Raw genomic sequence first — 23,393 nt, 5'->3', positions numbered from 1 at the left:
TGCGGCCATGCTACTCCACAGGCCCTCAGTTTGGCTTTTCAAATGGCTTGTCGAAGGTGATTTTCGGGTCCTTCCACGGGCCTTCCACCTTGTATTGCACACTGGCGAAGCGCGCAACACGATCACCAATCAGCTTGTCGATCAGGAACAGCGCGCCACCAATGGCAGGCGCCCCCACGATCAGCGCGGCGATCGGCAGGTTATTGGTCACCGGCAAGGTGACCAGCAGCTTGGCGTCGACACGGTCTGCGACCAGGTCCAGGGTGCCGTTGAGTTCCAGGTTCGTCGAAGGCCCGGTCATGGTGATCGGCTCACGGGTCACGAACACGCCGTTGCTCGCCGCCAGCAACCCTTTGACCCTGTCATAGCTCAAGCCCTTGCCGAGCAAGTCCGAGAAGTCCAGGCGCAAACGGCGCCCAATGGAGTTGAAGTTCAGCAGGCCAAACACACGCAGCGCCTGGGCGCCACCTTCCACTTCGACGAACTGGCCATTGTGGAACGCTGCATCCAGGCTGCCGGAAAAACGCTTGGGCCCGACATAGGCCGGCGAACCGGGCCAGCGACCATCGACATCCAGGTGAAAATCCTGGCTGGTGACAGTGGGCGCATAACCCCAACCCTTGAGTACATCACCGATATTCTTGCCATCCAGGCGACCCTTGTACCAACTACTGCTATCGACTGCCGTACCTTCCCAACCGCCCGCGCCCTTGAGCTGCATGCCCTTGAGGCCGAGGTCCAGGTTATTGAAGGCCAGGCCTTTGGCTGTCGGGCGGATTTTCAGCGACCAGGCGCCTATCAGATCCGGTCCTTGGAACAATTGATCAATGCCGATATCCAGCGCCGGAATGTCCTTGGGGTCGATGCCCGCCAAGGGGTCTGGCGCGTTTTCGTCAGCCTGCACCGTCGGATCCGCCGCCGGCAGCTTCACATATTGCAGGTTGACCGCAATCGGTGCGCCCTTGGCGTCCGGCAGGTTGACCGTGCCCTTGGCCTGCTGACTGTCGAGTTGCAGGCCCCACGCCGCAGGCTTGCGGTCCAGCTGTAGATTGACCTGATCAAACTGGGTGCCGAAACCGGTCAGTTTGCCCACCTTGAAGTCAGCGCCGCTGAGCAACTGCTTGGCACTGCCGCCCGGATCGTTGCCCGCGTAGCGGTCAACCAACTTCTTCCACGGATCGATATCGAGTTCAGACAGCACGCCGCGAATGCGCAAGCCCTTCGCCCCAGGCAACACGGCATCGCCATCACCCAGGAAAAGCTCACCGCGCCCTTCATTGAATTTGTCCGGCGGCGCCGCAAAGGTGAAGTTGGCCAACTCGCCATAGTCGAACCAATAACGACGCTCGGCGCCCTGCAAGGTCATGCGGAACACACTGTCACGCCCCTGGCTGGCGGGCATGCCGAACGGTGCTGGCAGGTCCACGGCAACGCCTTTCAGGTTGGAGTTGACCATCAGTTGGCTATCGGCACCGTCGAGGGTCAGTTGCAGCTGGTAGGGAATATCGCCGGACACCGGCAACGGCTGGGTGATTTTCAACCAGTCCGTCAGCCGCTTGACCGTCACCTGGCCCCTGGCATTCACACGCGTGCTGATATTGCCCGGCTTGCCATCGGCAACGATCTGCGCCGTGATCGGCCGGTCAAACGCCTGGGCCGTGATGTTCTGGCCACTGAGGCCTTTGGCGCTGTCGAAGCGGAAATCGCCTTTGAGCTGGGTCAGGTCCAGGGTCGGTTCGGCCAATTGCAGGCGTGCCTTGTCCGTTTTGAAGTCCACCACAATCTTCGGCTCGGTGCCCTTGGCCAATGGAACGTCCAGATCAAGGCTACCCTGCAGGTCGCCCTCACCCTTCCAGCCGGCAAAGGTCGATGCGGTGCCGATCGGCGCTTCCTGGAGGATTTTCAAACCATCGCCCAAACCACCGGCAAACCCGCCGGTCAGCAACAGATGACTGTCCTTGCCCTCCGGCGCGTGGGGGATATTGACGTAGACGTCCTTGACCTTGGTGTCGAGGAGCTGGCCCTTGCTGGCCAGGATGCGTACGCCGCTTTCCTCGACAAACACTTCGCCATTGACCTTGCTCACATGCGGCCAGCCCGGCTGGAACGCCAGTTCGGCGTCATGCACCTTGAAGAACAGACTGATATTGCGCGAGGCCGGCAGTGCGTCGTGGTTCAGCGAACCCTGGTACTGGAAGAAGCCCTGGTCCACCGCGCCCTTGAGAATCGCCGTGCGCAGCCACTCATCCAACGCCGGGCTTAACACCGCCGGCAGGTATTTGGGGGTGAATCGCCCATCGCCATCGACCATGCCGACCCGTAGGTCCATATAGTCTTCCTGGTTGTGGTCAAAGTGCAGGCGAATCAAGAAATCCGCAGCGACTTTGCCCTCCTCACCCAACACCTTGATGTAGGGCGCGATCAGGGTAAAGCCTTCCTTGTCGAGCTTCCATGTCAGGCGTGCGTTGGCCTGGATGTACTGCCACGGCTTGGCAAAGATGGGGTCGAGGTGCAGGGAAAAGTCCTTGCTGTCCATGCGCAACTCGCCGTGGCCCAGGTCACCGCTGATGCTGCCGGACACGTTGCGCGCGGCCGGTGCGCCAAAGTAGGCATCAAAACCAATGCGTTCGAGGTTGGCGGCGAAGCTGACTTTTTGATCGGTGGTGTCTTGAGGGCGAAAATCCACCAGCACATTACGCAGCAGGCCCGTGGCCTTGAGGTGCTGAATGGTCTTGGCAAAACCTTCCGGCAGCGGCGCCAGGGCATTGAGCAGTGGCGTGATCGGCGTCAGGTCCAGGCGGTCGGCCTGGAGCTTCCAGACTTCCTGATCCTTGTCGGTGGCCAGGGTTTGCTGAAGTTGCAGGCGCGACTCCCAGCGGGTTTCCCCCAGGTTCATCGCCAGCGAATCGAACAGCACCTTGAGACCGGTTTCGCTGCGTTGCAGGTAAGCCGTGAGCGCCAGGTTCTCGATATGCACAGGTTTGCGGTCGGCGTAACTGCCCTTTACCTGCGGCGAGTTGAGGCGCACTACTGCGCTCTGCACAGTACCTTTGGCCCAGGTCAGCCATAATTCACCGCCAGCCTTGAATTGGCTGAGCTTCCATTGCTGGGTCAGCTTGGCCGGAATCCACTTGGCCCAGTCGCTTTGCGGCAGGCTCAGGTAAGCCTGGACCTCGCCGTCCTTCCACTGGCTGGCGCGGATACGCGTGCGCAGGCTCACCGCCAAGGGCTGGCCGTCGGGCAGGGTCAGACGCGCATCCAGGCGTTGGCGGGTGACGCCGGTGTGCAGGCTCAGGCCGACATACGTCAGAGTCACAGGCGCCTGGTCAAACGGCTGCAAGGTCACTTGGCTGTCGAGCAGCGATACGCGCTTGACCTTTTGCATGTTCTTGAGCAGTTGCTCAGGGTCGACGGGCTGGTCGTCCTGTACCGGCAGGCCTTGCAACGCCCATTTGCCGTCCTTGTCTTCCTTGACGCTGAGCTGTAAGCCACTGACCTGCAGATGAGCAATACGCACTTCGCGGGCCATCAGGCTGGCCCACATGTCCGGCACCACTTCGACCTGGTCCAGGCGCAAGGCACTGCTGCCCTCGCCTACCATCACATCATGGACCCGCAATACCGGTGCGAAGCCGCTCCAGCGGCCCTCAAGACTGCCAATGTGCAACGGCATGTCCACCGCAGCCTGGGCCTTGGCTTCGATCTCCGCACGGTACTCGGCCACCAGCGGCGTCAACTCACGACCCAGGCTCACATACACCGCTGCCAATACCAGCAGCAAGGCACAGAGGCCCAGGCCCCAACGGGTCAAAGCGGCAAAAAAGCGTATCAGACGCTCCATGTCAGGCGACCCTCAAGGCAGTAGTCGGACGGCAGATCAAGGCCTGCCTGTCTCACAAAAGGTAAGCGAATGAGGATCAGAGCAGCACCACGTCGTATTGTTCCTGGGAATACATGGTTTCGACTTGGAAGCGTATCGTGCGGCCGATAAATCCCTCCAGTTCGGCAACGTTACCGGATTCTTCGTCCAGCAGCCGGTCGACCACTTTCTGGTTGGCGAGCACTCTGTAACCCTCGGCCTGGTAGGCTCGCGCCTCTCGCAGGATTTCGCGGAAAATCTCGTAGCAAACGGTTTCCGGGGTCTTCAATTTACCGCGGCCCTGGCAACTGCTGCACGGCTCGCACAGCACTTGTTCCAGGCTTTCGCGGGTGCGCTTGCGGGTCATCTGCACCAGGCCCAACTCGGTGATGCCAATGATGTTGGTCTTGGCGTGGTCGCGCTCCAGCTGTTTCTCCAGGGTACGCAGCACCTGGCGCTGATGTTCTTCATCTTCCATGTCGATGAAGTCGATGATGATGATGCCGCCCAGGTTACGCAGGCGCAGTTGGCGCGCGATCGCGGTGGCCGCTTCGAGGTTGGTCTTGAAGATGGTTTCTTCGAGGTTGCGATGGCCCACGAACGCGCCGGTATTGACGTCAATGGTGGTCATGGCTTCCGCCGGGTCCACCACCAGGTAGCCACCGGACTTGAGCGGCACCTTGCGTTCCAGGGCTTTCTGGATTTCGTCTTCGACGCCATACAGGTCGAAGATCGGTCGCTCGCCGGGATAGTGTTCCAGACGGTCGGCAATTTCCGGCATCAGCTCGGCAACAAACTGCGTGGTGCGCTGGAAGGTTTCCCGCGAGTCGATGCGAATTTTCTCAATTTTCGGGCTGACTAGGTCGCGCAGGGTACGCAGGGCCAGGCCGAGGTCTTCATAGATCACGCTGGGCGCGCCAATGGTCTTGATCTGGGCGCCGATCTGGTCCCACAGGCGCCGCAGGTAGCGGATGTCCATGAGGATCTCATCGGCGCCGGCGCCTTCAGCGGCAGTGCGCAGGATAAAACCGCCCGCCTCCTTGATACCTTCGGCCGCCACGCAGTCGCTGACCACCTTCTTCAGGCGCTCGCGCTCGGCTTCGTCTTCGATCTTCAGGGAAATACCGACATGGGCAGTGCGCGGCATGTACACCAGGTAACGCGACGGAATCGACAGTTGCGTGGTCAGGCGCGCGCCTTTGGAGCCGATGGGGTCCTTGGTGACTTGCACCACCAGGCTCTGCCCTTCGTGCACCAGGGCGCTGATGCTTTCTACCGCTGGCCCTTCGCGCAGGGAAATTTCCGAAGCATGGATAAACGCGGCACGGTCCAGGCCGATGTCGACGAAGGCCGCCTGCATGCCTGGCAAAACCCGCACCACCTTGCCTTTGTAGATATTGCCGACGATCCCGCGCTTCTGGGTGCGCTCCACGTGCACTTCTTGCAGAACACCGTTCTCTACCACCGCCACGCGCGATTCCATCGGCGTGATATTGATCAGAATCTCTTCACTCATGGCTGGGTCTCGTTCAGGCGTTTTCACAATAGTGACCGATCGCTTAAGGCTGGGCGCTGGAGTACGGCGTTCAGCGCGCGGTAAGGTTTTGCCAACAGGGTATGCCGAATTGGCCGAGCAGTTGCGCGGTTTCGCACACCGGCAGGCCTACCACGGCGGAATAACTGCCATTGAGCCCTGCGACGAACACCGAGCCCAACCCTTGGATAGCATAGCCGCCCGCTTTGTCCTGGGGCTCGCCACTGTGCCAGTAGGTGGTTGCTTCCTCGACGGAAATCTCGCGAAACCGTACACGACTGCTTACACAAACAGTCTCGCAGCGCTGGCCATCGATGAGGGCAATGGCAGTGAGCACTTCATGCTCACGCCCCGCCAGCGCCATCAACATGGCCAGGGCATCGGCCTGATCAACGGGCTTACCGAGGATTTTTCCATCGACGACTACGGCGGTATCGGCACCCAACACACAGGCGTCGGAGGTGTTTTCGAGCACAGCAAAACCCGCCGTCGCCTTGCCACGCGCAAGGCGCTCGACGTAGGAAACAGCGGATTCGTTTGTAAGAGGAGTTTCATCGATAGCGGCACTGACCACGGTGAAAGGCACACCGATCTGGGTCAGCAGTTCACGCCGCCTCGGGGAGCCCGAGGCCAGGTAAAGCGAATTCATTGCAGACTCTCCCTGTAGGGTTCGATAACCAGGCAGAGCCTCGCAATCCATTCAATTGATTTTATAGCGACGACGCAACCCACGCAGACCGAAGCTGATCCATGGCCACAGCAAGGCACTGACCAACGCCGGCAATACCAGCGCCAAGGTTGGCTGGCGGTTACCGGTAAGTGCACTCAGCCATAGCTGAACCAACTGCGCCAGGCCGAAGATCACCAGGATCACCAGGCATTGCTGCCACATCGGGAACATGCGCAGGCGTTGTTGCAACGACAGCACCAGGAAGGTGATCAGGGTCAGGATCAACGCGTTCTGGCCCAGCAAGGTGCCATAGAGCACATCCTCCGCCAACCCCAGGAACATCGCTGTGACCATGCCGACCTTATGTGGCAGGTTCAGCGACCAGAACGCCAGCAACAGCGCCAGCCAAAGCGGGCGTAGAATTTCCATGAACTGCGGCAAGGGCGAAACGCTCAGCAGCATACCGATAGCAAAGGTGAGCCAGACGATCCAGCCGTTGCGCGAATGAGTACTGGCCATTATTCCTCCCTCTGCCGCGTGGTTGCCGGAGCAGTTGCCGGTGGCTTGGCAGCCGGGGTCGCGGCCGGTGGTTTAGTCACGGCGGGCTTTGCGGGGCGCGTGTTGTGAGTGGCCGGCTTGACCGGGGTGGCGACGGGTGCTGCCGGAGCCGCCGTCGGTGCAGGCGGCCCGACGAATGCCGGCTTGGGCACAGTCGCCGGAACGATCGGCGCTGTACCGTTTTGCTTGTCTTCCGCTTCCTGGGCCTGCGCGGCGTCGTTGGCGCGCTCTTCTGGCGTACGGTTGTCGCTGAACACCAGCAGCAGGTAGCGGCTGCGGTTCAACGCAGCCGTCGGCACGGCACGCACAATGGCAAACGGCTGGCCGGAATCGTGGATCACTTCCTTCACCGTCGCCACCGGGTAACCCGCAGGAAAACGCTGACCCAGGCCGGAGCTGACCAGCAGGTCGCCTTCCTTGATGTCAGCGGTGTCCGCCACGTGGCGCAATTCCAGGCGCTCCGGGTTACCGGTGCCGCTGGCAATTGCGCGCAGGCCGTTGCGGTTCACCTGCACCGGAATGCTGTGGGTGGTGTCCGTCAGCAACAATACCCGCGAGGTGTAGGGCATCAGCTCAACCACCTGGCCCATCAGGCCACGGGCGTCGAGCACCGGCTGGCCCAGGACCACACCGTCGCGCTCACCCTTGTTGATGATGATGCGATGGGTGAAGGGGTTGGGGTCCATGCCGATCAACTCGGCCACTTCGACCTTTTCATTGACCAGCGCGGAAGAATTGAGCAACTCGCGCAGCCGAACGTTCTGCTCGGTGAGGGCCGCGAGCTTTTGCATGCGCCCCTGCAACAGCAGGTTTTCGGTCTTGAGTTTTTCGTTTTCGGCGACCAGTTCGGTGCGGCTGCCAAATTGGCTGGCCACGCCCTGGTACAGACGTTGCGGCAGGTCGGTGATCCAGTAAGTCTGCATCAACACCAGCGACATCTGGCTGCGCACGGGCTTGAGCAGTGCAAAGCGGGCATCGACCACCATCAGCGCGACCGAAAGCACGACCAGCACCAACAGGCGCACGCCCAATGAGGGGCCTTTGGCGAAAAGCGGTTTAATAAGCCGCTCCTCCCAGGCAAATGTTCTCTTTATTCATACGGCATCTAACCGGCCTGGATGCAGATTGAAGAAGATAAACGCCAACAGGCAGCACTGCAAAGTGCTGCCTGCGGGCGAAACATGGGCTAATCAGCAAATGCTTATTCGCTGGAAAGCAGGTCCATGGTGTGTTTATCCATCATTTCCAGTGCACGACCACCGCCACGGGCAACGCAAGTCAGCGGGTCTTCGGCGACGATCACCGGCAGGCCAGTCTCTTGGGCCAGCAGCTTGTCGAGGTCGCGCAGCAAGGCGCCACCACCGGTGAGCACCAGGCCACGCTCGGCGATGTCGGAAGCCAGTTCCGGCGGCGATTGCTCCAGGGCGCTTTTCACCGCCTGAACGATGGTGGCCAGGGACTCTTGCAGAGCTTCCAGCACTTCATTGGAGTTCAGGGTGAAGGCACGTGGAACGCCTTCGGCCAGGTTGCGACCGCGCACGTCAACTTCGCGCACTTCGCCGCCTGGGTAGGCGGTGCCGATTTCCTGCTTGATGCGCTCAGCGGTGGATTCACCGATCAGGCTGCCGTAGTTACGACGCACATAGGTGATGATCGCTTCGTCGAAGCGGTCGCCGCCGACGCGGACGGATTCGGCATACACCACGCCGTTCAGGGAGATCAGGGCGATTTCAGTGGTACCACCACCGATATCCACCACCATCGAACCGCGTGCTTCTTCAACCGGCAGACCGGCACCGATCGCAGCCGCCATTGGCTCTTCGATCAGGAACACTTCACGGGCACCGGCACCAAGGGCCGATTCACGGATGGCACGACGCTCAACCTGGGTGGACTTGCACGGAACGCAGATCAGCACACGAGGGCTGGGCTGCAGGAAACTGTTTTCGTGAACCTTGTTGATGAAGTACTGCAGCATCTTCTCGCAGACGCTGAAGTCGGCGATCACGCCGTCTTTCATCGGACGGATGGCGGCAATATTGCCCGGTGTACGGCCGAGCATGCGCTTGGCCTCGGTGCCGACGGCAACGACACTTTTCTGGTTACCGTGCGTCCGAATAGCCACAACCGATGGCTCATTCAGGACGATACCGCGCTCGCGCACGTAAATAAGGGTGTTGGCAGTGCCCAGGTCAATGGAAAGATCGCTGGAAAACATGCCACGCAGTTTCTTGAACATGGGAAAGGGACCCTAGGCAACGCGTGGGTAAAAAAGTGCGGCAAACTCTAACAACGACAGGGATTTTGGGCAAGGCGCCAATGTGCTAAATTGGCCGACTTTCTGTGCACCTAACCCCACAATCGCGGCCGTAAGACCGTAGAAATGCGGTAGTGTTCCGACAATCTAACACACGGACAGCCTCCGTTCTGTTTTCCACTGGAGATTCCCATGACGCTTGAACGCTCCGACGTGGAAAAAATCGCGCACCTGGCCTCGCTTGGCCTCAATGATGCCGATCTTCCACAGACCACCGCAGCCCTGAATAGCATTCTCGGGCTGGTCGACCAAATGCAGGCCGTGAATACCGACGGTATCGAGCCCCTGGCTCACCCGCTGGAAGCCAGCCAGCGCCTGCGCGCAGACGTCGTGACCGAGAGTAATAATCGCGAGGCCTACCAGTCCATCGCGCCAGCGGTCGAAAACGGCCTGTACCTGGTTCCGAAAGTCATCGACTAAAGGGAAAGAGCCTGCAATGCATCACATGACTCTGGCCGAGATCGCCCGCGGTCTCGCCGACAAAAAGTTTTCTTCCGAAGAGCTGACCAAGACCCTGCTGGCGCGCATCGCCGAGCACGATCCAAAGGTCAACAGCTTCATCAGCCTCACCGAAGAACTGGCCCTGGGCCAGGCCAAGGCCGCCGACGCACGTCGCGCCAACGGTGAAAATGGCGCGCTGCTGGGCGCTCCAATCGCCCACAAAGACCTGTTCTGCACCCAGGGCATTCGCACCAGCTGCGGCTCGAAGATGCTCGACAACTTTAAAGCGCCCTACGACGCCACTGTGGTGTCCAAGCTGGCTGCCGCCGGGGCCGTGACCCTGGGCAAGACCAACATGGACGAATTCGCCATGGGTTCGGCCAACGAGTCGAGCTACTACGGCGCGGTGAAAAACCCGTGGAACCTGGAGCACGTGCCCGGCGGTTCGTCGGGTGGTTCGGCCGCCGCAGTTGCCGCACGCTTCCTGCCGGCGGCTACGGCCACCGACACGGGTGGTTCGATCCGCCAGCCAGCAGCCTTCACCAACCTCACCGGCCTGAAGCCGACCTACGGTCGCGTTTCCCGTTGGGGCATGATCGCCTACGCCTCCAGCCTCGATCAGGGCGGCCCTCTGGCACGCACCGCCGAAGACTGCGCAATTTTGTTACAAGGCATGGCAGGCTTCGATAAACAGGACTCCACCAGCATCGATGAGCCAGTGCCGGACTACAGTGCCAGCCTGAACACCTCGCTCAAGGGCCTGCGCATCGGCGTGCCGAAGGAATACTTCAGTGCCGGTCTCGACCCGCGTATTGCTGACCTGGTGCATAACAGCGTCAAGACCCTGGAAAGCCTGGGTGCCGTGATCAAGGAAATCAGCCTGCCGAACAACCAGCACGCGATTCCTGCGTACTACGTGATCGCACCGGCAGAAGCCTCCTCGAACCTGTCGCGTTTCGACGGCGTGCGTTTCGGCTACCGCTGCGAAAACCCGAAAGACCTCACCGACCTTTATAAGCGCTCCCGTGGCGAAGGCTTCGGGGCCGAAGTCCAACGCCGGATCATGGTCGGTGCCTACGCCCTGTCGGCCGGCTACTACGACGCGTACTACCTCAAGGCGCAGAAAATCCGTCGCCTGGTGAAGAACGACTTCATGGCCGCCTTTGAACAGGTCGACGTGATCCTCGGCCCAACCACGCCGAACCCGGCCTGGAAGCTCGGCGCCAAGAACGGCGACCCGGTGGCTGCGTACCTCGAAGACCTGTACACCATCACCGCCAACCTCGCGGGCCTGCCGGGCTTGTCCATGCCAGCCGGTTTCGTCGATGGCCTGCCGGTCGGCGTGCAATTGCTCGCCCCGTATTTCCAGGAAGGCCGCCTGCTCAATGTGGCGCACCAGTACCAGTTGAACACCGACTGGCACACTCGCACCCCTACCGGCTTCTGAGGAGAACACTATGCAATGGGAAGTTGTGATCGGGCTGGAGATTCATACCCAGCTCGCCACCCAATCGAAGATTTTCTCCGGTAGCGCCACCACGTTTGGCTCCGAGCCGAACACCCAGGCCAGCCTGGTCGACCTGGGCATGCCCGGCGTTTTGCCAGTGCTGAACCAGGAAGCGGTACGCATGGCGGTGATGTTCGGCCTGGCGATTGACGCCGAGATCGGCCAGCACAACGTGTTCGCGCGCAAGAACTACTTCTACCCGGACCTGCCCAAGGGCTACCAGATCAGCCAGATGGAACTGCCGATCGTCGGCAAGGGCCACCTGGACATCCCCCTGGAAGACGGCACCATCAAGCGCGTCGGCGTGACCCGTGCGCACCTTGAAGAAGACGCCGGCAAGAGCCTGCACGAAGAATTCCCAGGCGCCACCGGTATCGACTTGAACCGCGCCGGTACACCGCTGCTGGAAATCGTCTCCGAGCCGGACATGCGCAGCGCCAAGGAAGCCGTGGCCTACGTCAAGACCATCCACGCGCTGGTGCGTTACCTGGGCATTTGCGACGGCAACATGGCCGAAGGCTCGCTGCGTTGCGACTGCAACGTGTCGATCCGTCCAAAGGGCCAAGCCGAGTACGGCACTCGCTGCGAGATCAAGAACGTCAACTCGTTCCGCTTCATCGAGAAGGCGATCAACAGTGAAGTGCGTCGCCAGATCGAGCTGATCGAAGACGGCGGCAAAGTCATCCAGCAAACTCGCCTGTACGACCCGAACAAAGACGAAACCCGCGCCATGCGCAGCAAAGAGGAAGCCAACGACTACCGTTACTTCCCCGACCCGGACCTGTTGCCGGTGGTCATCGAGGACTCGTTCCTCAATGACGTGCGCGCCACCCTGCCGGAACTGCCGCAGCAGAAACGCGAGCGCTTCCAGGCGCAGTTCGGCCTGTCGGTCTACGATGCCAGTGTCTTGGCCTCTAGCCGTGAACAAGCCAACTACTTCGAAAAAGTCGTGAGCATTGCCGGCGACGCCAAGCTGGCGGCCAACTGGGTGATGGTTGAGCTGGGCAGCCTGTTGAACAAGCAAGGCCTGGAGATCGACGAAGCCCCGGTCACCGCCGAGCAACTGGGCGGCATGCTGCTGCGCATCAAGGACAACACCATCTCCGGCAAGATCGCCAAGACCGTGTTCGAAGCCATGGCCGCAGGCGAAGGCAGCGCGGACGAGATCATCGAGCAGCGTGGCCTCAAGCAAGTCACCGACAGCGGCGCGATCTCGGCCGTATTGGATGAAATGCTCGCGGCCAACGCCGAGCAGGTCGAGCAATACCGTGCGGCAGACGAGGCCAAGCGCGGCAAGATGTTCGGCTTCTTTGTAGGCCAGGCGATGAAAGCGTCCAAAGGCAAGGCCAACCCGCAGCAGGTGAACGAATTGCTGAAAAGCAAGCTCGAAGGCTGACCAGCGACACGCGCCCCTTCGGGGGCGCACTTTTTTCGGGGACACCTTGCATGAAGCGTCTACTCGGCCTCCTGGCCTTGTTCTCCCTGTTGGCCGGCTGCGCCAGCGGCGTCATCAACCCCAACGGCTACGACGAAACCGGCACCGCCTCCTATTACGGCGCCCGGCACCATGGCAAAAAGACCGCCAGCGGTGAACCCTTCAACCAGAACGCCCTGACCGCCGCCCACCGGCAATTGCCGTTCGGCACCCAGGTCAAGGTCACCAATCTCGACAACGACAAATACGTGGTTGTCCGCATCAATGATCGCGGCCCGCATACCCGTGGGCGCCTGATCGATCTTTCACGCAAGGCGGCCGAGCAGCTGGGTATGATCAGCAGCGGTACGGCGCGAGTGCGCGTACAAGCGCTAAGCAATTAAACGGAGTCCAGGCCATTTTCGGATTAACCGCCCTCTCGCCCTGGAGCCTGCTGGAATTGGTCAGCGGTCTGGTGCTGCTGATCATCGGCGCCGAAATCCTGGTGCGCGCCGCCGTGCGCCTGGCCGCGAGCCTCAAGGTGCGACCGCTGATCATCGGCCTGACAATCGTCGCCTTCGGCAGCAGCGCGCCGCAGATGACCGTCAGCCTGCAAGCCACCCTGGCCGGCAACACCGATATCGCCGTGGGCAGTGTGATCGGCAGCAGCATCTTCAACATCCTCGTGACCCTGGGCCTGTCGGCGCTGATCATTCCGCTGCGGGTCTCACGCCAACTGGTGCGCCTGGATATTCCGGTGATGATCCTGGCCGGGCTGCTGGTGTTCACCCTCGCCGCCAACGAAGAACTCACGCCGCTTGATGGCTTGCTGTTGCTGGTTGCCCTGGTCGCGTACCTTGGCGTACTGCATTACCAAACGCGCCATTCCCGCCGCCCACGCACACTGGACACCGTAGCCCGCGCGCCCTGGCTGAGCAGCGTGTTGCTGATGCTCGGCGGGCTGCTGATCCTGGTGCTGGCCGGCCATTTGCTGTTGGGCGCAGCCGTGGACGTGGCGAGCGACCTGGGCCTGTCGGAACGTGTGATCGGCCTGACCTTGATCGGCGTCGGCACCTCGCTGCCATGCCTGGCGACCTCGTTGATCGCCGCCCTGCGCGGCGAGCGGGACATCGCCGTGGGCAACGTGATTGGCAGCAACCTGTTTAACCTGCTGGGCGTATTGGGCCTGACTGCCCTGCTCGCGCCCTCGCCGCTGTCGGTATCGCCCAATGCCCTGGATTTCGACCTGCCGGTGATGCTCGGCGTGGTGGTGCTGTGCCTGCCGGTGTTCTACACCGGCTACCGCGTGACCCGCGCCGAAGGCCTGGTGCTGCTGGGCCTGTACCTGGCGTATGGGTTGCACGTGATGGCCTTTACTACGGGCATGCCCCTGGCCACCAAGCTTGAACACCTGATGCTGTATTACGTCCTGCCAGTGCTGGTGGCTTTCCTGTTGTTCAGCACGCTGCGAGCCTGGCGCCGCCAACACAAGAGGGAATCGCAATGACCGATCAGAAAAAGCCCGGGGTTGAGATGCGTCGCCAGGTCATGGGCGATGTGTTCGTCGACCGCGCCCTGGGCAATGCCACCGAGTTCACCCAGCCGCTGCAGGATTTCGTCAACGAGCACGCCTGGGGCAGTGTATGGAACCGCGAAGGGTTACCGCTGAAAACCCGCAGCCTGATCACCCTCGCCGCCCTGACCGCGCTCAAGTGCCCGCAGGAACTCAAAGGTCACGTGCGCGGCGCGTTGAACAATGGCTGTACCGTGGAAGAGATTCGCGAGGCGTTGCTGCATTGCGCGGTGTATGCCGGTGTGCCGGCGGCGATTGATGCGTTCCGTGCAGCGCAGGAAGTGATCGACACCTACCAGAAAGAAGGCTAGATCCAGCCGCCGGCCTGCAACACGAAGATTCCGATATTCGTGGTCACCGCCGCCATCAAGGTGGTGATCACGATAATCGCCGCCGCCAGCTCATGATTACCCTCGGCCGCCCTGGCCATGACAAAACTGGCGGCTGCGGTCGGCGCACCAAAGTACAGGAACAGAATCCCCAGCTCCGGCCCCCGAAAGCCCAGCAACCACGCGCCCAAGGTCGCCGCCACCGGCAGCCAGACCATCTTCATCAAACTCGCGCTCAGCGCCCTATTGCCGCTCTTGCGCAACGCAGCCAGGGACAAGGTTCCGCCAATGCAGATCAAGGCCAACGGCAAGGTGGTATCGGCCAGATACTGCATGGATTTTTCCAACCAGCCCGGCAGGCCAATCTGAAAATAAGCGAACGGTGCCGCCACGATCACGCTGATGATCAACGGGTTGGCCACCACACTTTTGCAGATGCTCCACGGATCGGACTTGATCACCGGGCTGTACACCGCCAACACGATGGTCGACAGCGTGTTGTAGAACAGGATCACCAGCGCCGCGAGAATCGCACCAAGGGAAATCCCATAGTCACCGTACATGCTGGCCGCCAGCGCCAAGCCAATCACGCCGTTATTGCCGCGGAACGCGCCTTGGGTGTAGATGCCCCGGTCTTCACGCGGGCAACGAAAGATCGCCCAACCCCAGGCCAGGGCGAAGCTGAGCAAGGTCGCAACCGCAAAGTAGATCAGCAGCCCCGGCTTGAGCGCCGAGTGCAGGTCGGCATGCAAGATACCGAGGAACAGCAGCGCCGGCATGGTGACGTTGAACACCAGGGACGAGGCCGTGTGGATGAAATTGTCGTTGATCCAGTTGATGCGCTTGAGCAGCACCCCCAGAAACAGCATGGCAAACACCGGCGCGGTGATGGTCAGGGTCGTGAGGAAAATTGCCAGCATGCCGGGGAGAACCTTGGTGAGCGTCGTTAGGTGGCTAATGATAAGCCAGTAAGAGCAGGCTCGCATGGACAACACTAATCTAATGTGGGAGCTGGCTTGCCTGCGATAGCGGTGTGTCAGTCAATCCATCTATTACTGATACGCCGTTATCGCAGGCAAGCCAGCTCCCACAGAGTCCGTGTCCACTTCAAGTGATCGGTGCCGGATTGAACAGGGTGATGTCGTTATACAGCTTGTGATGCTCCGCCCACGTCTGCTTCCTGCCACTGGCTACATCCAGGTAGAAGTGAAACAACTCCCAACCCAGCTCCTCGATGCTCGCCCGCCCAGTCGCAATGCGCCCAGCGTCGATATCGATCAGGTCCGGCCAGCGCTGCGCCAGCTCCGTACGCGTCGACACCTTCACCACCGGCGCCATCGCCAGCCCATACGGCGTACCACGCCCGGTGGTGAACACATGCAGGTTCATCCCCGCCGCCAGTTGCAAGGTGCCGCACACAAAGTCGCTGGCCGGCGTGGCGCAAAAAATCAGGCCCTTGCCCTTGAAACGCTCGCCTGGGCCGAGCACGCCATTGATCGCGCTGCTGCCGGATTTGACGATGGAGCCCAGGGACTTCTCGACAATGTTCGATAACCCGCCCTTCTTGTTGCCGGGCGTGGTGTTGGCGCTGCGATCCGCTTCGCCCTTGGCCAGGTAACGGTCGTACCAGTCCATTTCCCGAACCAGCTCCTGGGCAACTTCCTTGCTTTGCGCGCGAGACGTCAGCAGGTAGATGGCATCGCGGACTTCAGTGACTTCGGAAAACATCACCGTCGCGCCGGCCCGCAACAGCAAATCCGAGGCATAGCCCAGCGCCGGGTTAGCGGTGATGCCGGAAAACGCATCACTGCCGCCACACTGCATGCCCAGGATCAGCTCGGACGCCGGCACGGTTTCCCGGCGGCGCTGGTCGAGTTTCTTCAAGCGCGTCTCGGCCAGTTCCATGATCTGCTCGATCATCTCGGTAAAGCCGTGGCTGGAATCCTGCAGCCGGTAGAGCCAGGGCTCACTCAGGTCAACCGAGCTGTCGTTGTCGTGCATCACCTGCCCGGCCTGCAATTTCTCGCAACCCAGACTGATCACCAGGGCTTCGCCGCCCAGGTTCGGATTGCGCGCCAGGTTGCGCACCGTGCGGATCGGAATGTAGGCATCGGTGGCGGTGATCGCCACGCCGCAGCCGTAGCTGTGGGTCAGCGCCACCACGTCGTCGACGTGCGGATACTTGGGCAGCAATTCGTCCTTGATGCGCTTGACCGCATGGTCCAGCACCCCAGTCACGCATTGCACTGTGGTAGTGATGCCGAGGATATTGCGCGTGCCCACCGTGCCATCCGCGTTGCGGTAACCCTCGAAGGTAAACCCTTCCAACGGCGCCTGGGCCTCAGGCACCTCGGTGGACAGCGGCAAGCTGTCCAACGGCGGCGCAGTGGGCATGCGCAGTTGATCTTCCTGCACCCAACTGCCGCGCGGGATGGGTGCCAGGGCGTAACCGATGGTCTGGCCGTAGCGAATAATCTGGCCGCCCTCGGGGATATCTTCCAGGGTCACCTTGTGGCTCTGGGGGATGAAATCCACGGTCACCAGGCCGTCCGGGAATTCGGTCCCGGCCGGTACGCCCTGGTCATTGACCACGATCACCACGTTGTCGCGTTCGTGCAAACGAATCGAGCGCGGCGAGTCGGCATGTTCAATCAACTGCATCACACGGCCCCTCAGGAATGCGCTTCGGTTAGGTTGGTCAACTCAGGCCCTTTAGTCGGCGGCTCTTTGAGGACTACACGTTTGATCGGCCCAACGATGACCAGGTAGCTGAACACCGCCACCAGCGCATTGGCGCCGACGAACACCAAGGCCCATTTGAACGAACCGGTGGTCGCGATGATGTAGCCGATGACGATCGGCGTGGTGATCGACGCCAGGTTACCGAAGGTGTTGAACAGGCCGCCACTGAGGCCAGCGATTTGTTTCGGCGAGGTGTCGGACACTACCGCCCAACCCAGTGCGCCAACGCCTTTACCGAAGAAGGCCAAGGCCATGAAGCCCACTACCATCCATTCCACATCCACATAGTTGCAGGCGATGATGCTGCTGGAAACCAGCAGGCCGGCAATGATCGGCGCCTTGCGAGCGAAGGTCAGGGAATGACCTTTGCGCAGCAGATAATCCGAAATCACCCCGCCTAGCACGCCGCCGATAAAGCCGCAGATCGCCGGCAACGACGCGATGAACCCGGCCTTGAGGATGGTCATGCCACGGTCCTGTACCAAGTACACCGGGAACCAGGTCAGGAAGAAGTAGGTGATGCCGTTGATGCAGTACTGGCCCAGGTACACGCCAAGCATCATGCGGTTGGTCAGCAACTGACGGATGTAATCCCACTTCGGACCGTCGGTTTTCTTACCCTTGCCCTTGTCCTGATCCATATCGACCATCGCGCCGTTGGCGGCGATGTGGTTGAACTCAGCTTCGTTGATCATCGGGTGCTGGCGCGGGCTGTAGATCACTTTCAACCAGATCCCCGAGAAGACGATGCCGATCACCCCCATCACGATAAACACGTGCTGCCAGCCAAAGCTGTAGACGATCCAGCCCATCAGCGGAGCGAACAACACCGTAGCGAAGTACTGCGCCGAGTTGAAGATCGCCGACGCTGTACCGCGCTCGGCCGTGGGGAACCAGGCCGCCACAATACGTGCGTTGCCAGGGAAGGAAGGCGCTTCGGCCAGGCCTACCAGGAAGCGCAGCATAAACAGCGCAACCACCGCGGTAGAGACACCGAACTCACCGACGTAGCCTTGCAGCACGGTGAACAGTGACCAGGTGAAGATGCTCAGGGCATAGACTTTTTTCGAACCGAACCGGTCCAGCAGCCAGCCACCGGGAATTTGCCCGGCCACATAGGCCCAACCGAATGCAGAGAAGATGTAACCGAGGGTGACCGCGTCGATGCCGAGGTCTTTTTGCAGGCTGGAGCCCGCGATGGCGATGGTGGCCCGGTCGGCGTAGTTGATCGTGGTCACCAGGAACAGCATGAGCAGGATCAAATAGCGGACGTGGGTCGGCTTGGTCGCTTGCATGTAGAAGTACTCCCACTAATTATTTTTTTTGCGGGTAATGGTTTTCTGTTTTTTTGTCGGGGGAGCCAGCAGACATCTGGCCCCCACCTGGTGTTGCTGTTACGAACCGATGTAGCTGGTCTTCACCACGGTGTAGAACTCTTGCGCATAGCGACCTTGCTCACGCGAACCATAGGATGAGCCCTTACGGCCACCGAACGGAACGTGGTAATCCACACCGGCGGTCGGCAGGTTGACCATCACCATCCCGGCCTGGGAGTGGCGCTTGAAGTGGTTGGCGTACTTGAGCGAGGTGGTGGCAATGCCCGCCGACAAACCGAACTCGGTGTCGTTGGCCATGGCCAGCGCCGCTTCGTAATCCGCCACGCGCACCACGTTGGCCACCGGCCCGAAGATTTCTTCACGGCTGATGCGCATGGCCGCTTCGCTATCGGCAAACAGCGTCGGCGCCAGGTAGTAACCTTCGGTATCGCAGGTCACCAGGCCACCACCGCTGACCAGCCGCGCACCTTCGCTTTGGCCGATGTCGATGTACTTGAGGTCCTGGTCCAACTGGGCCTGGGAAACCACCGGGCCGATGTCGGTGCCGCTTTTGAGGGCGTGGCCGACCTTGATCGACTTCATGCGCTCAGCCATGGCCGCGACGAACTGGTCGTGGATACCGGCGGTGACGATCAGGCGACTGGACGCCGTGCAACGCTGACCGGTGGAGTAGAAAGCGCTCTGTACGGACAGCTCGACGGCCTGCTTGAGATCGGCGTCGTCGAGGATGATCTGTGGATTCTTGCCGCCCATTTCCAACTGCACTTTGGCCTGGCGCGACACGCAGCTGACGGCGATCTGACGACCGACACCCACAGAACCGGTGAAGCTGATGCCGTCGACTTTCGGGCTGTTGACCAGCACATCGCCGACCACACGACCGCTGCCCATCACTAGGTTGAACACACCGGCCGGGAAACCGGCGCGGGAGATGATGTCGGCCAGGGCCCAGGCGCACCCCGGTACCAATTCCGCCGGTTTAATCACCACGCAGTTGCCGTAGGCCAGGGCCGGGGCGATTTTCCAGGCGGGGATGGCGATCGGGAAGTTCCACGGCGTGATCAGGCCGACCACACCCAAAGCTTCACGGGTGACTTCTACGTTCACGCCCGGTCGAACCGACGGCACGTAGTCGCCAGACAGGCGCAGGCATTCACCCGCAAAGAACTTGAAGATGTTACCGGCGCGGGTCACTTCACCGATGGCTTCAGGCAGGGTCTTGCCCTCTTCACGGGCCAGTAGAGTGCCGAGTTCTTCGCGGCGGGCGAGGATTTCGCTACCGACTTTATCCAAAGAATCATGGCGAGCCTGGATCCCGGAAGTGGACCAGGCCGGGAATGCCGCGCGGGCGGCGTCGATGGCAGCGTTGACTTGGGCAACATCCGCTTTGGCGTATTCGCCAATGACATCGGACAACTCCGACGGGTTGAGGTTGACGCAATAGTCGGCACCGGCCACCCACTGGCCATTGATGTAGCTGTCAAAACGTTGAGCTTGGGACACGAATCTTCTCCTGACGCAAAAGGCCGCTGATTTCTCAGCGGCCTTGTTGATAAGTTATTGCGCGCCTTGCTTGTCGATCAGCGCGGCCAGGGCTTCATATTCTTCCGGCAACAGGTCGGTCAGCGGCGTGCGCACCGGGCCTGCGTCGTAGCCGGCGATTTTTGCACCGGCCTTGACGATGCTCACGGCATACCCGGCCTTGCGGTTGCGGATGTCCAGGTACGGCAGGAAGAAGTCGTCGATGATTTTGGAAACGGTGGCGTGATCGTCCTTGGCAATCGCGTGGTAGAAGTCCATCGCGGTTTTCGGGATGAAGTTGAACACCGCCGAGGAGTACACCGGAACCCCCAGGGCCTTGTAGGCAGCGGCGTAAACCTCTGCCGTCGGCAGGCCGCCGAGGTAGCTGAAACGATCACCGAGGCGGCGACGGATCGACACCATCAACTCGATATCACCCAGGCCATCCTTGTAGCCGATCAGGTTCGGGCAGCGCTCGGCCAGGCGTTCCAGCAGCGGCGCGGTCAGGCGGCAGACGTTGCGGTTGTAGACCACCACACCGATCTTGACCGATTTGCACACGGCTTCAACGTGGGCGGCAACGCCGTCCTGACTGGCTTCGGTGAGGTAGTGCGGCAGCAGCAGCAGGCCTTTGGCGCCGAGGCGCTCGGCTTCCTGGGCGTATTCAATGGCTTGGCGGGTCGAACCGCCGACACCGGCCAGGATCGGCACGCTGGTGGCGCAGGTATCCACGGCGGTTTTCACCACTTGGGAATATTCGCTGGCGGCGAGGGAGAAAAACTCACCGGTGCCGCCGGCCGCGAACAAGGCGGTGGCGCCGTACGGGGCCAGCCATTCCAGGCGCTTGATGTAGCCCGCCTGGTGGAAGTCACCCTGGGCGTTGAAATCGGTCACCGGGAAAGACAGCAGACCGTGGGAAAGGATGGACTTCAGTTCTTGTGGATTCATTATTCGAACACCCTGGGCGAAGACTTTCTATCGAAAGGTTGTTGTTGGTTTTGGTGATGTCGTACGTCATCGTATAACTATAAAAAGATTCGTCAACTGCAATTCATCAGACTTCATTGTGGGCGCTGTGGATGTACGCCTGCTTGACGTAGGATTTTTTTCCTCTATGCTCGATTTAACTGTATATACATACAGTTATTACGGAAGATTCCTACGGCATAGCAAGGAGCTAACATGTCAGGTCTTGAACTCGCGGCACCCGAAAAAAACCCACCGACTCTGCGCTTCGAAGGCGGTGAACACACGGCCATCGACGATGAAACCCTGTTGCGCTTCGCCAAGGACGCTCCGGCGATTCCCGCCCATCAAGTCGAGCTGCACCTGCCCAACGGGCTGGCGCTGACCTATGGCCAAGTGATTGCCCTGGGCGGCGACTTCTATGGCATCCCCGGCCAACCAATCAGCGATGGCGCCTCCCCTGCCGACCGCGTGCAACGCTTCACCGCCGCCTTTAACAGCCTGGCAGTACTGCCCGCCTCGCGGGAGGAAGCACACAAGATACTCGCGGTGATGCAAAAGGAGATCAATGCGGTCAAGCAAGCGATCAAAGACGGTAAACAAGCCCATGAAGCCTACGACGCCTTGGGTGATACGTTGTCCGAGGAATGGAACCGCATCACGGGCGGCGGCAGCGCAGTCTCAGCGCTGATTCCATTGGGACGTTATCTGAAACTGGCGGCGGACAATGCCGACCATTTCGGTGAATGGGCACTGTCAGCCTACTTGGCGGGGCACACGGCGGCACTGCAACAAGCCGTCGTGGCGCACCAGACCGGCACTGACCAGGCGCTGGAACTGGCGTATGCCATGAACAGTTTTGCTGATCACTTTTTGACCGATCTATTCTCGGCCGGCCATCTGCGCGTGCCGCGCAAACAACTCGCCGCCGTGGTGACACCGGGTGAGCTTGGCTCGCTGATCAGCCGCTTCATGCACGACGAAGACAGTAAGTTCGGGCTCAAGGTGCGCAATGCCATGGGCGATCAATGGCACGCGTATGGAGACAAACGCTACTTCGACGCCATCGATGCGGACAATCGGGCGCAGGTCAAACGTGCCGTGCAGGCTTCGGCGGATGAAATTTTCGAGACTTTCATCAGCGGTGTCGCGCCCTCCCCGGCCAACTTCAAGGCGCCGTTGTATGTGCCGGACCTGAATGCGGCGCAGAACCCGGCTAACAACTTCTCGCCGCTGTTCAAGATGGAGGGGGACAAGGTGCTGCGCCGCAAGGAGGTGAATGACCTGAACGACAAGCACTGGACGAATGATTGGTGGGGGTGGAGTACGTATTTGTTGCTGAAGGACTACAAGCCTAATACGCCGCTGCCTTGAGCCAAGTTCCGCCATCGGCGCGTCTGATACCGCTCATCAGAACTGTGAACTCTGACAGTATCGCCGCATTTCCAACCCTCCTAACGTGATTGGGCCCGCACATGAAGTGCGGGCCCCTGACTATCTTCTTGCTCAATGAGGCTTAACATGGCTAACGAAATCAAGGTTACATACAAAGGTAAAAAACACGGTGATTCGAGCGTTACGATTGAGGAATTACCCAATATCGGTGACACGCTTCAATTTCCAGGGGAGCAGCCCATCAAAGTACTCGACAAGACCTTCCATTATGACGAAGACGGCAACGTGATCGGCGTTCAGTTTGATTGACCCTAAACGTCCCTCCGCCCTACCCCCGCTGCGCCTCCGCTTCTTCATGGGCATGGCGCAGCCGCTCCCGGCTATTGGTCAAATGCAACCGCATCGCCGCCCGCGCCGCGTCCGAATCCTGACGCGCAATCGCCTCATAAATCTCTTCATGCTCACGACTCAAGCGCCCCATGTAGTGCTGCTGGTCATCATGGGCCAGGCGCGCCGAATTCAAACGGGTCCGCGGAATGATGCTGGTGCCCAGGTGCGTCATGATGTCGGTGAAGTAGCGGTTGCCGGTGGACAGGGCAATTTCCAGGTGGAATGCAAAGTCGGAGGCCACCGCATCGCCGGCGTGTGCCGCGCTTTCATTCAGGGCATCGAGCGCCGCGCGCATGGCGGCCAGTTGTTCGTCGCTGCGGCGCAAAGCGGCTAATCCTGCAGACTCGACTTCCAGGCTGATCCGCAGCTCCAGGATCGCCAGCACATCACGCAGGGTCACCACGGTGGCCGGGTCAATACGGAAACCGCTCGGGCTTGGCGTATCCAGCACAAAGGTGCCGATACCATGCCGGGTTTCGACCTGCCCCGCCGCCTGCAAGCGTGAGATGGCTTCACGCACCACCGTGCGGCTGACCCCATGGGCCTCCATGATCGCCGACTCGGTGGGCAATTTGTCGCCCCGCTTGAGCTGGCCGTCGCGGATCTGCTCGGACAACACCGTGACCAATTCCTGGGCAAGGCTGCGGCGCTTGCGGGGAAGACGAGGGGCGGTGTTGGCGTTTTCCATGATGGATCATCTTTCTCGGTGAGCTTGAGCACGCATCATAGCCCATGGTGGTTGTACGATCACCGTCCAGGCGCGACTTTCATCCTTATCCTTCGCGCAAAAAAATGCCCCGACACAGGTCGAGGCATTCTCTCAGCTCATCCCAAGAGGGA

At 60.7% G+C, this 23,393-nt stretch carries 20 protein-coding genes; 8 read left to right on the top strand and 12 right to left on the bottom strand.

Annotated elements, in window-relative coordinates; all coding sequences use genetic code 11:
- Window positions 1-25 precede the first annotated feature (25 nt).
- From ACP7EW_RS09480 to mreB, 6 genes are all read right to left on the bottom strand, one after another.
- The gene (locus ACP7EW_RS09480; protein ID WP_426216661.1) at window positions 26-3,841 is read right to left on the bottom strand and encodes a YhdP family protein; all 3,816 of its coding nucleotides are present in this window, start codon (window positions 3,839-3,841) and stop codon (window positions 26-28) included.
- 76 nt (window positions 3,842-3,917) lie between these two features.
- Window positions 3,918-5,375 carry a ribonuclease G gene (gene rng / locus ACP7EW_RS09475; RefSeq protein WP_010213134.1) on the bottom strand — a complete coding sequence of 486 codons (1,458 nt, stop codon included), beginning with the start codon at window positions 5,373-5,375 and terminating at the stop codon, window positions 3,918-3,920.
- A 70-nt stretch (window positions 5,376-5,445) separates the two neighbouring features.
- Window positions 5,446-6,042, bottom strand: a complete 597-nt coding sequence (locus tag ACP7EW_RS09470; protein ID WP_426216659.1) for a Maf family protein — start codon at window positions 6,040-6,042, stop codon at window positions 5,446-5,448.
- 51 nt (window positions 6,043-6,093) lie between these two features.
- Complete coding sequence (gene mreD / locus ACP7EW_RS09465) at window positions 6,094-6,582, bottom strand: rod shape-determining protein MreD (RefSeq protein WP_016976217.1); 489 nt, start codon at window positions 6,580-6,582, stop codon at window positions 6,094-6,096.
- The gene (gene mreC / locus ACP7EW_RS09460) at window positions 6,582-7,682 is read right to left on the bottom strand and encodes a rod shape-determining protein MreC (protein ID WP_426218042.1); all 1,101 of its coding nucleotides are present in this window, start codon (window positions 7,680-7,682) and stop codon (window positions 6,582-6,584) included. Before mreC ends, mreD begins: the two co-directional genes overlap by 1 nt.
- Window positions 7,683-7,822: 140 nt before the next feature.
- Complete coding sequence (gene mreB, locus ACP7EW_RS09455) at window positions 7,823-8,860, bottom strand: rod shape-determining protein MreB (protein WP_002555108.1); 1,038 nt, start codon at window positions 8,858-8,860, stop codon at window positions 7,823-7,825.
- A gap of 210 nt (window positions 8,861-9,070) precedes the next feature.
- Here mreB and gatC point away from each other — a divergent pair, with 210 nt between their 5' ends.
- From gatC to ACP7EW_RS09425, 6 genes are read left to right on the top strand one after another with little or no spacing between them, the layout of a single operon-like run.
- Window positions 9,071-9,358 (top strand): Asp-tRNA(Asn)/Glu-tRNA(Gln) amidotransferase subunit GatC, encoded by a 288-nt coding sequence (gatC, locus tag ACP7EW_RS09450; protein WP_010213142.1) that lies wholly within the window; start codon window positions 9,071-9,073, stop codon window positions 9,356-9,358.
- 16 nt (window positions 9,359-9,374) lie between these two features.
- Window positions 9,375-10,826: an Asp-tRNA(Asn)/Glu-tRNA(Gln) amidotransferase subunit GatA gene (gatA, locus tag ACP7EW_RS09445; RefSeq protein WP_426216657.1), complete on the top strand. Its 1,452-nt coding sequence runs from the start codon at window positions 9,375-9,377 to the stop codon at window positions 10,824-10,826.
- 10 nt (window positions 10,827-10,836) lie between these two features.
- Entirely contained in the window at window positions 10,837-12,282 is a 1,446-nt protein-coding gene (gene gatB / locus ACP7EW_RS09440; RefSeq protein ID WP_033899327.1) for an Asp-tRNA(Asn)/Glu-tRNA(Gln) amidotransferase subunit GatB, read from the top strand.
- A gap of 50 nt (window positions 12,283-12,332) precedes the next feature.
- On the top strand, window positions 12,333-12,704 hold the full coding sequence (locus tag ACP7EW_RS09435) for a septal ring lytic transglycosylase RlpA family protein (protein WP_426216654.1): 372 nt from the start codon (window positions 12,333-12,335) through the stop codon (window positions 12,702-12,704).
- A gap of 56 nt (window positions 12,705-12,760) precedes the next feature.
- A complete protein-coding gene (locus ACP7EW_RS09430) occupies window positions 12,761-13,807 on the top strand; it encodes a calcium/sodium antiporter (RefSeq protein WP_426216652.1) in 1,047 nt (348 codons plus the stop codon).
- Window positions 13,804-14,184: a carboxymuconolactone decarboxylase family protein gene (locus ACP7EW_RS09425; RefSeq protein ID WP_017530104.1), complete on the top strand. Its 381-nt coding sequence runs from the start codon at window positions 13,804-13,806 to the stop codon at window positions 14,182-14,184. Before ACP7EW_RS09430 ends, ACP7EW_RS09425 begins: the two co-directional genes overlap by 4 nt.
- Here the strand turns inward: ACP7EW_RS09425 and ACP7EW_RS09420 are convergent.
- The 5 genes from ACP7EW_RS09420 to kdgD form a co-directional block, all read right to left on the bottom strand.
- Entirely contained in the window at window positions 14,181-15,122 is a 942-nt protein-coding gene (locus tag ACP7EW_RS09420) for an AEC family transporter (RefSeq protein WP_033899317.1), read from the bottom strand. The two genes, ACP7EW_RS09425 and ACP7EW_RS09420, sit on opposite strands and share 4 nt — an antisense overlap.
- A gap of 187 nt (window positions 15,123-15,309) precedes the next feature.
- Window positions 15,310-16,863 (bottom strand): galactarate dehydratase, encoded by a 1,554-nt coding sequence (gene garD, locus ACP7EW_RS09415; RefSeq protein ID WP_426216650.1) that lies wholly within the window; start codon window positions 16,861-16,863, stop codon window positions 15,310-15,312.
- A gap of 11 nt (window positions 16,864-16,874) precedes the next feature.
- The gene (locus ACP7EW_RS09410) at window positions 16,875-18,239 is read right to left on the bottom strand and encodes an MFS transporter (protein WP_426216648.1); all 1,365 of its coding nucleotides are present in this window, start codon (window positions 18,237-18,239) and stop codon (window positions 16,875-16,877) included.
- Between the two features lie 99 nt (window positions 18,240-18,338).
- A complete protein-coding gene (locus ACP7EW_RS09405; RefSeq protein ID WP_426216646.1) occupies window positions 18,339-19,784 on the bottom strand; it encodes an aldehyde dehydrogenase family protein in 1,446 nt (481 codons plus the stop codon).
- A 54-nt stretch (window positions 19,785-19,838) separates the two neighbouring features.
- Window positions 19,839-20,750: a 5-dehydro-4-deoxyglucarate dehydratase gene (gene kdgD, locus ACP7EW_RS09400; protein WP_016976228.1), complete on the bottom strand. Its 912-nt coding sequence runs from the start codon at window positions 20,748-20,750 to the stop codon at window positions 19,839-19,841.
- Between the two features lie 234 nt (window positions 20,751-20,984).
- Between kdgD and ACP7EW_RS09395 the strand changes: the two genes are divergently transcribed.
- Window positions 20,985-22,142 carry a phospholipase gene (locus ACP7EW_RS09395; RefSeq protein WP_426216644.1) on the top strand — a complete coding sequence of 386 codons (1,158 nt, stop codon included), beginning with the start codon at window positions 20,985-20,987 and terminating at the stop codon, window positions 22,140-22,142.
- Between the two features lie 147 nt (window positions 22,143-22,289).
- Window positions 22,290-22,472, top strand: coding sequence for a hypothetical protein (locus ACP7EW_RS09390; protein WP_426216642.1), 183 nt, complete (start codon window positions 22,290-22,292; stop codon window positions 22,470-22,472).
- Window positions 22,473-22,491: 19 nt separating this feature from the next.
- Here the strand turns inward: ACP7EW_RS09390 and ACP7EW_RS09385 are convergent, their stop codons facing one another.
- Window positions 22,492-23,241, bottom strand: coding sequence for a FadR/GntR family transcriptional regulator (locus tag ACP7EW_RS09385; RefSeq protein ID WP_106578653.1), 750 nt, complete (start codon window positions 23,239-23,241; stop codon window positions 22,492-22,494).
- Between the last annotated feature and the right edge of the window lie 152 nt (window positions 23,242-23,393).

Source organism: Pseudomonas sp. DWRC2-2 (genome assembly GCF_049897885.1).
GTDB classification, from domain to species: domain Bacteria; phylum Pseudomonadota; class Gammaproteobacteria; order Pseudomonadales; family Pseudomonadaceae; genus Aquipseudomonas; species Aquipseudomonas azotoformans_A.
This window is presented reverse-complemented; position numbering and strand designations above follow the sequence as displayed.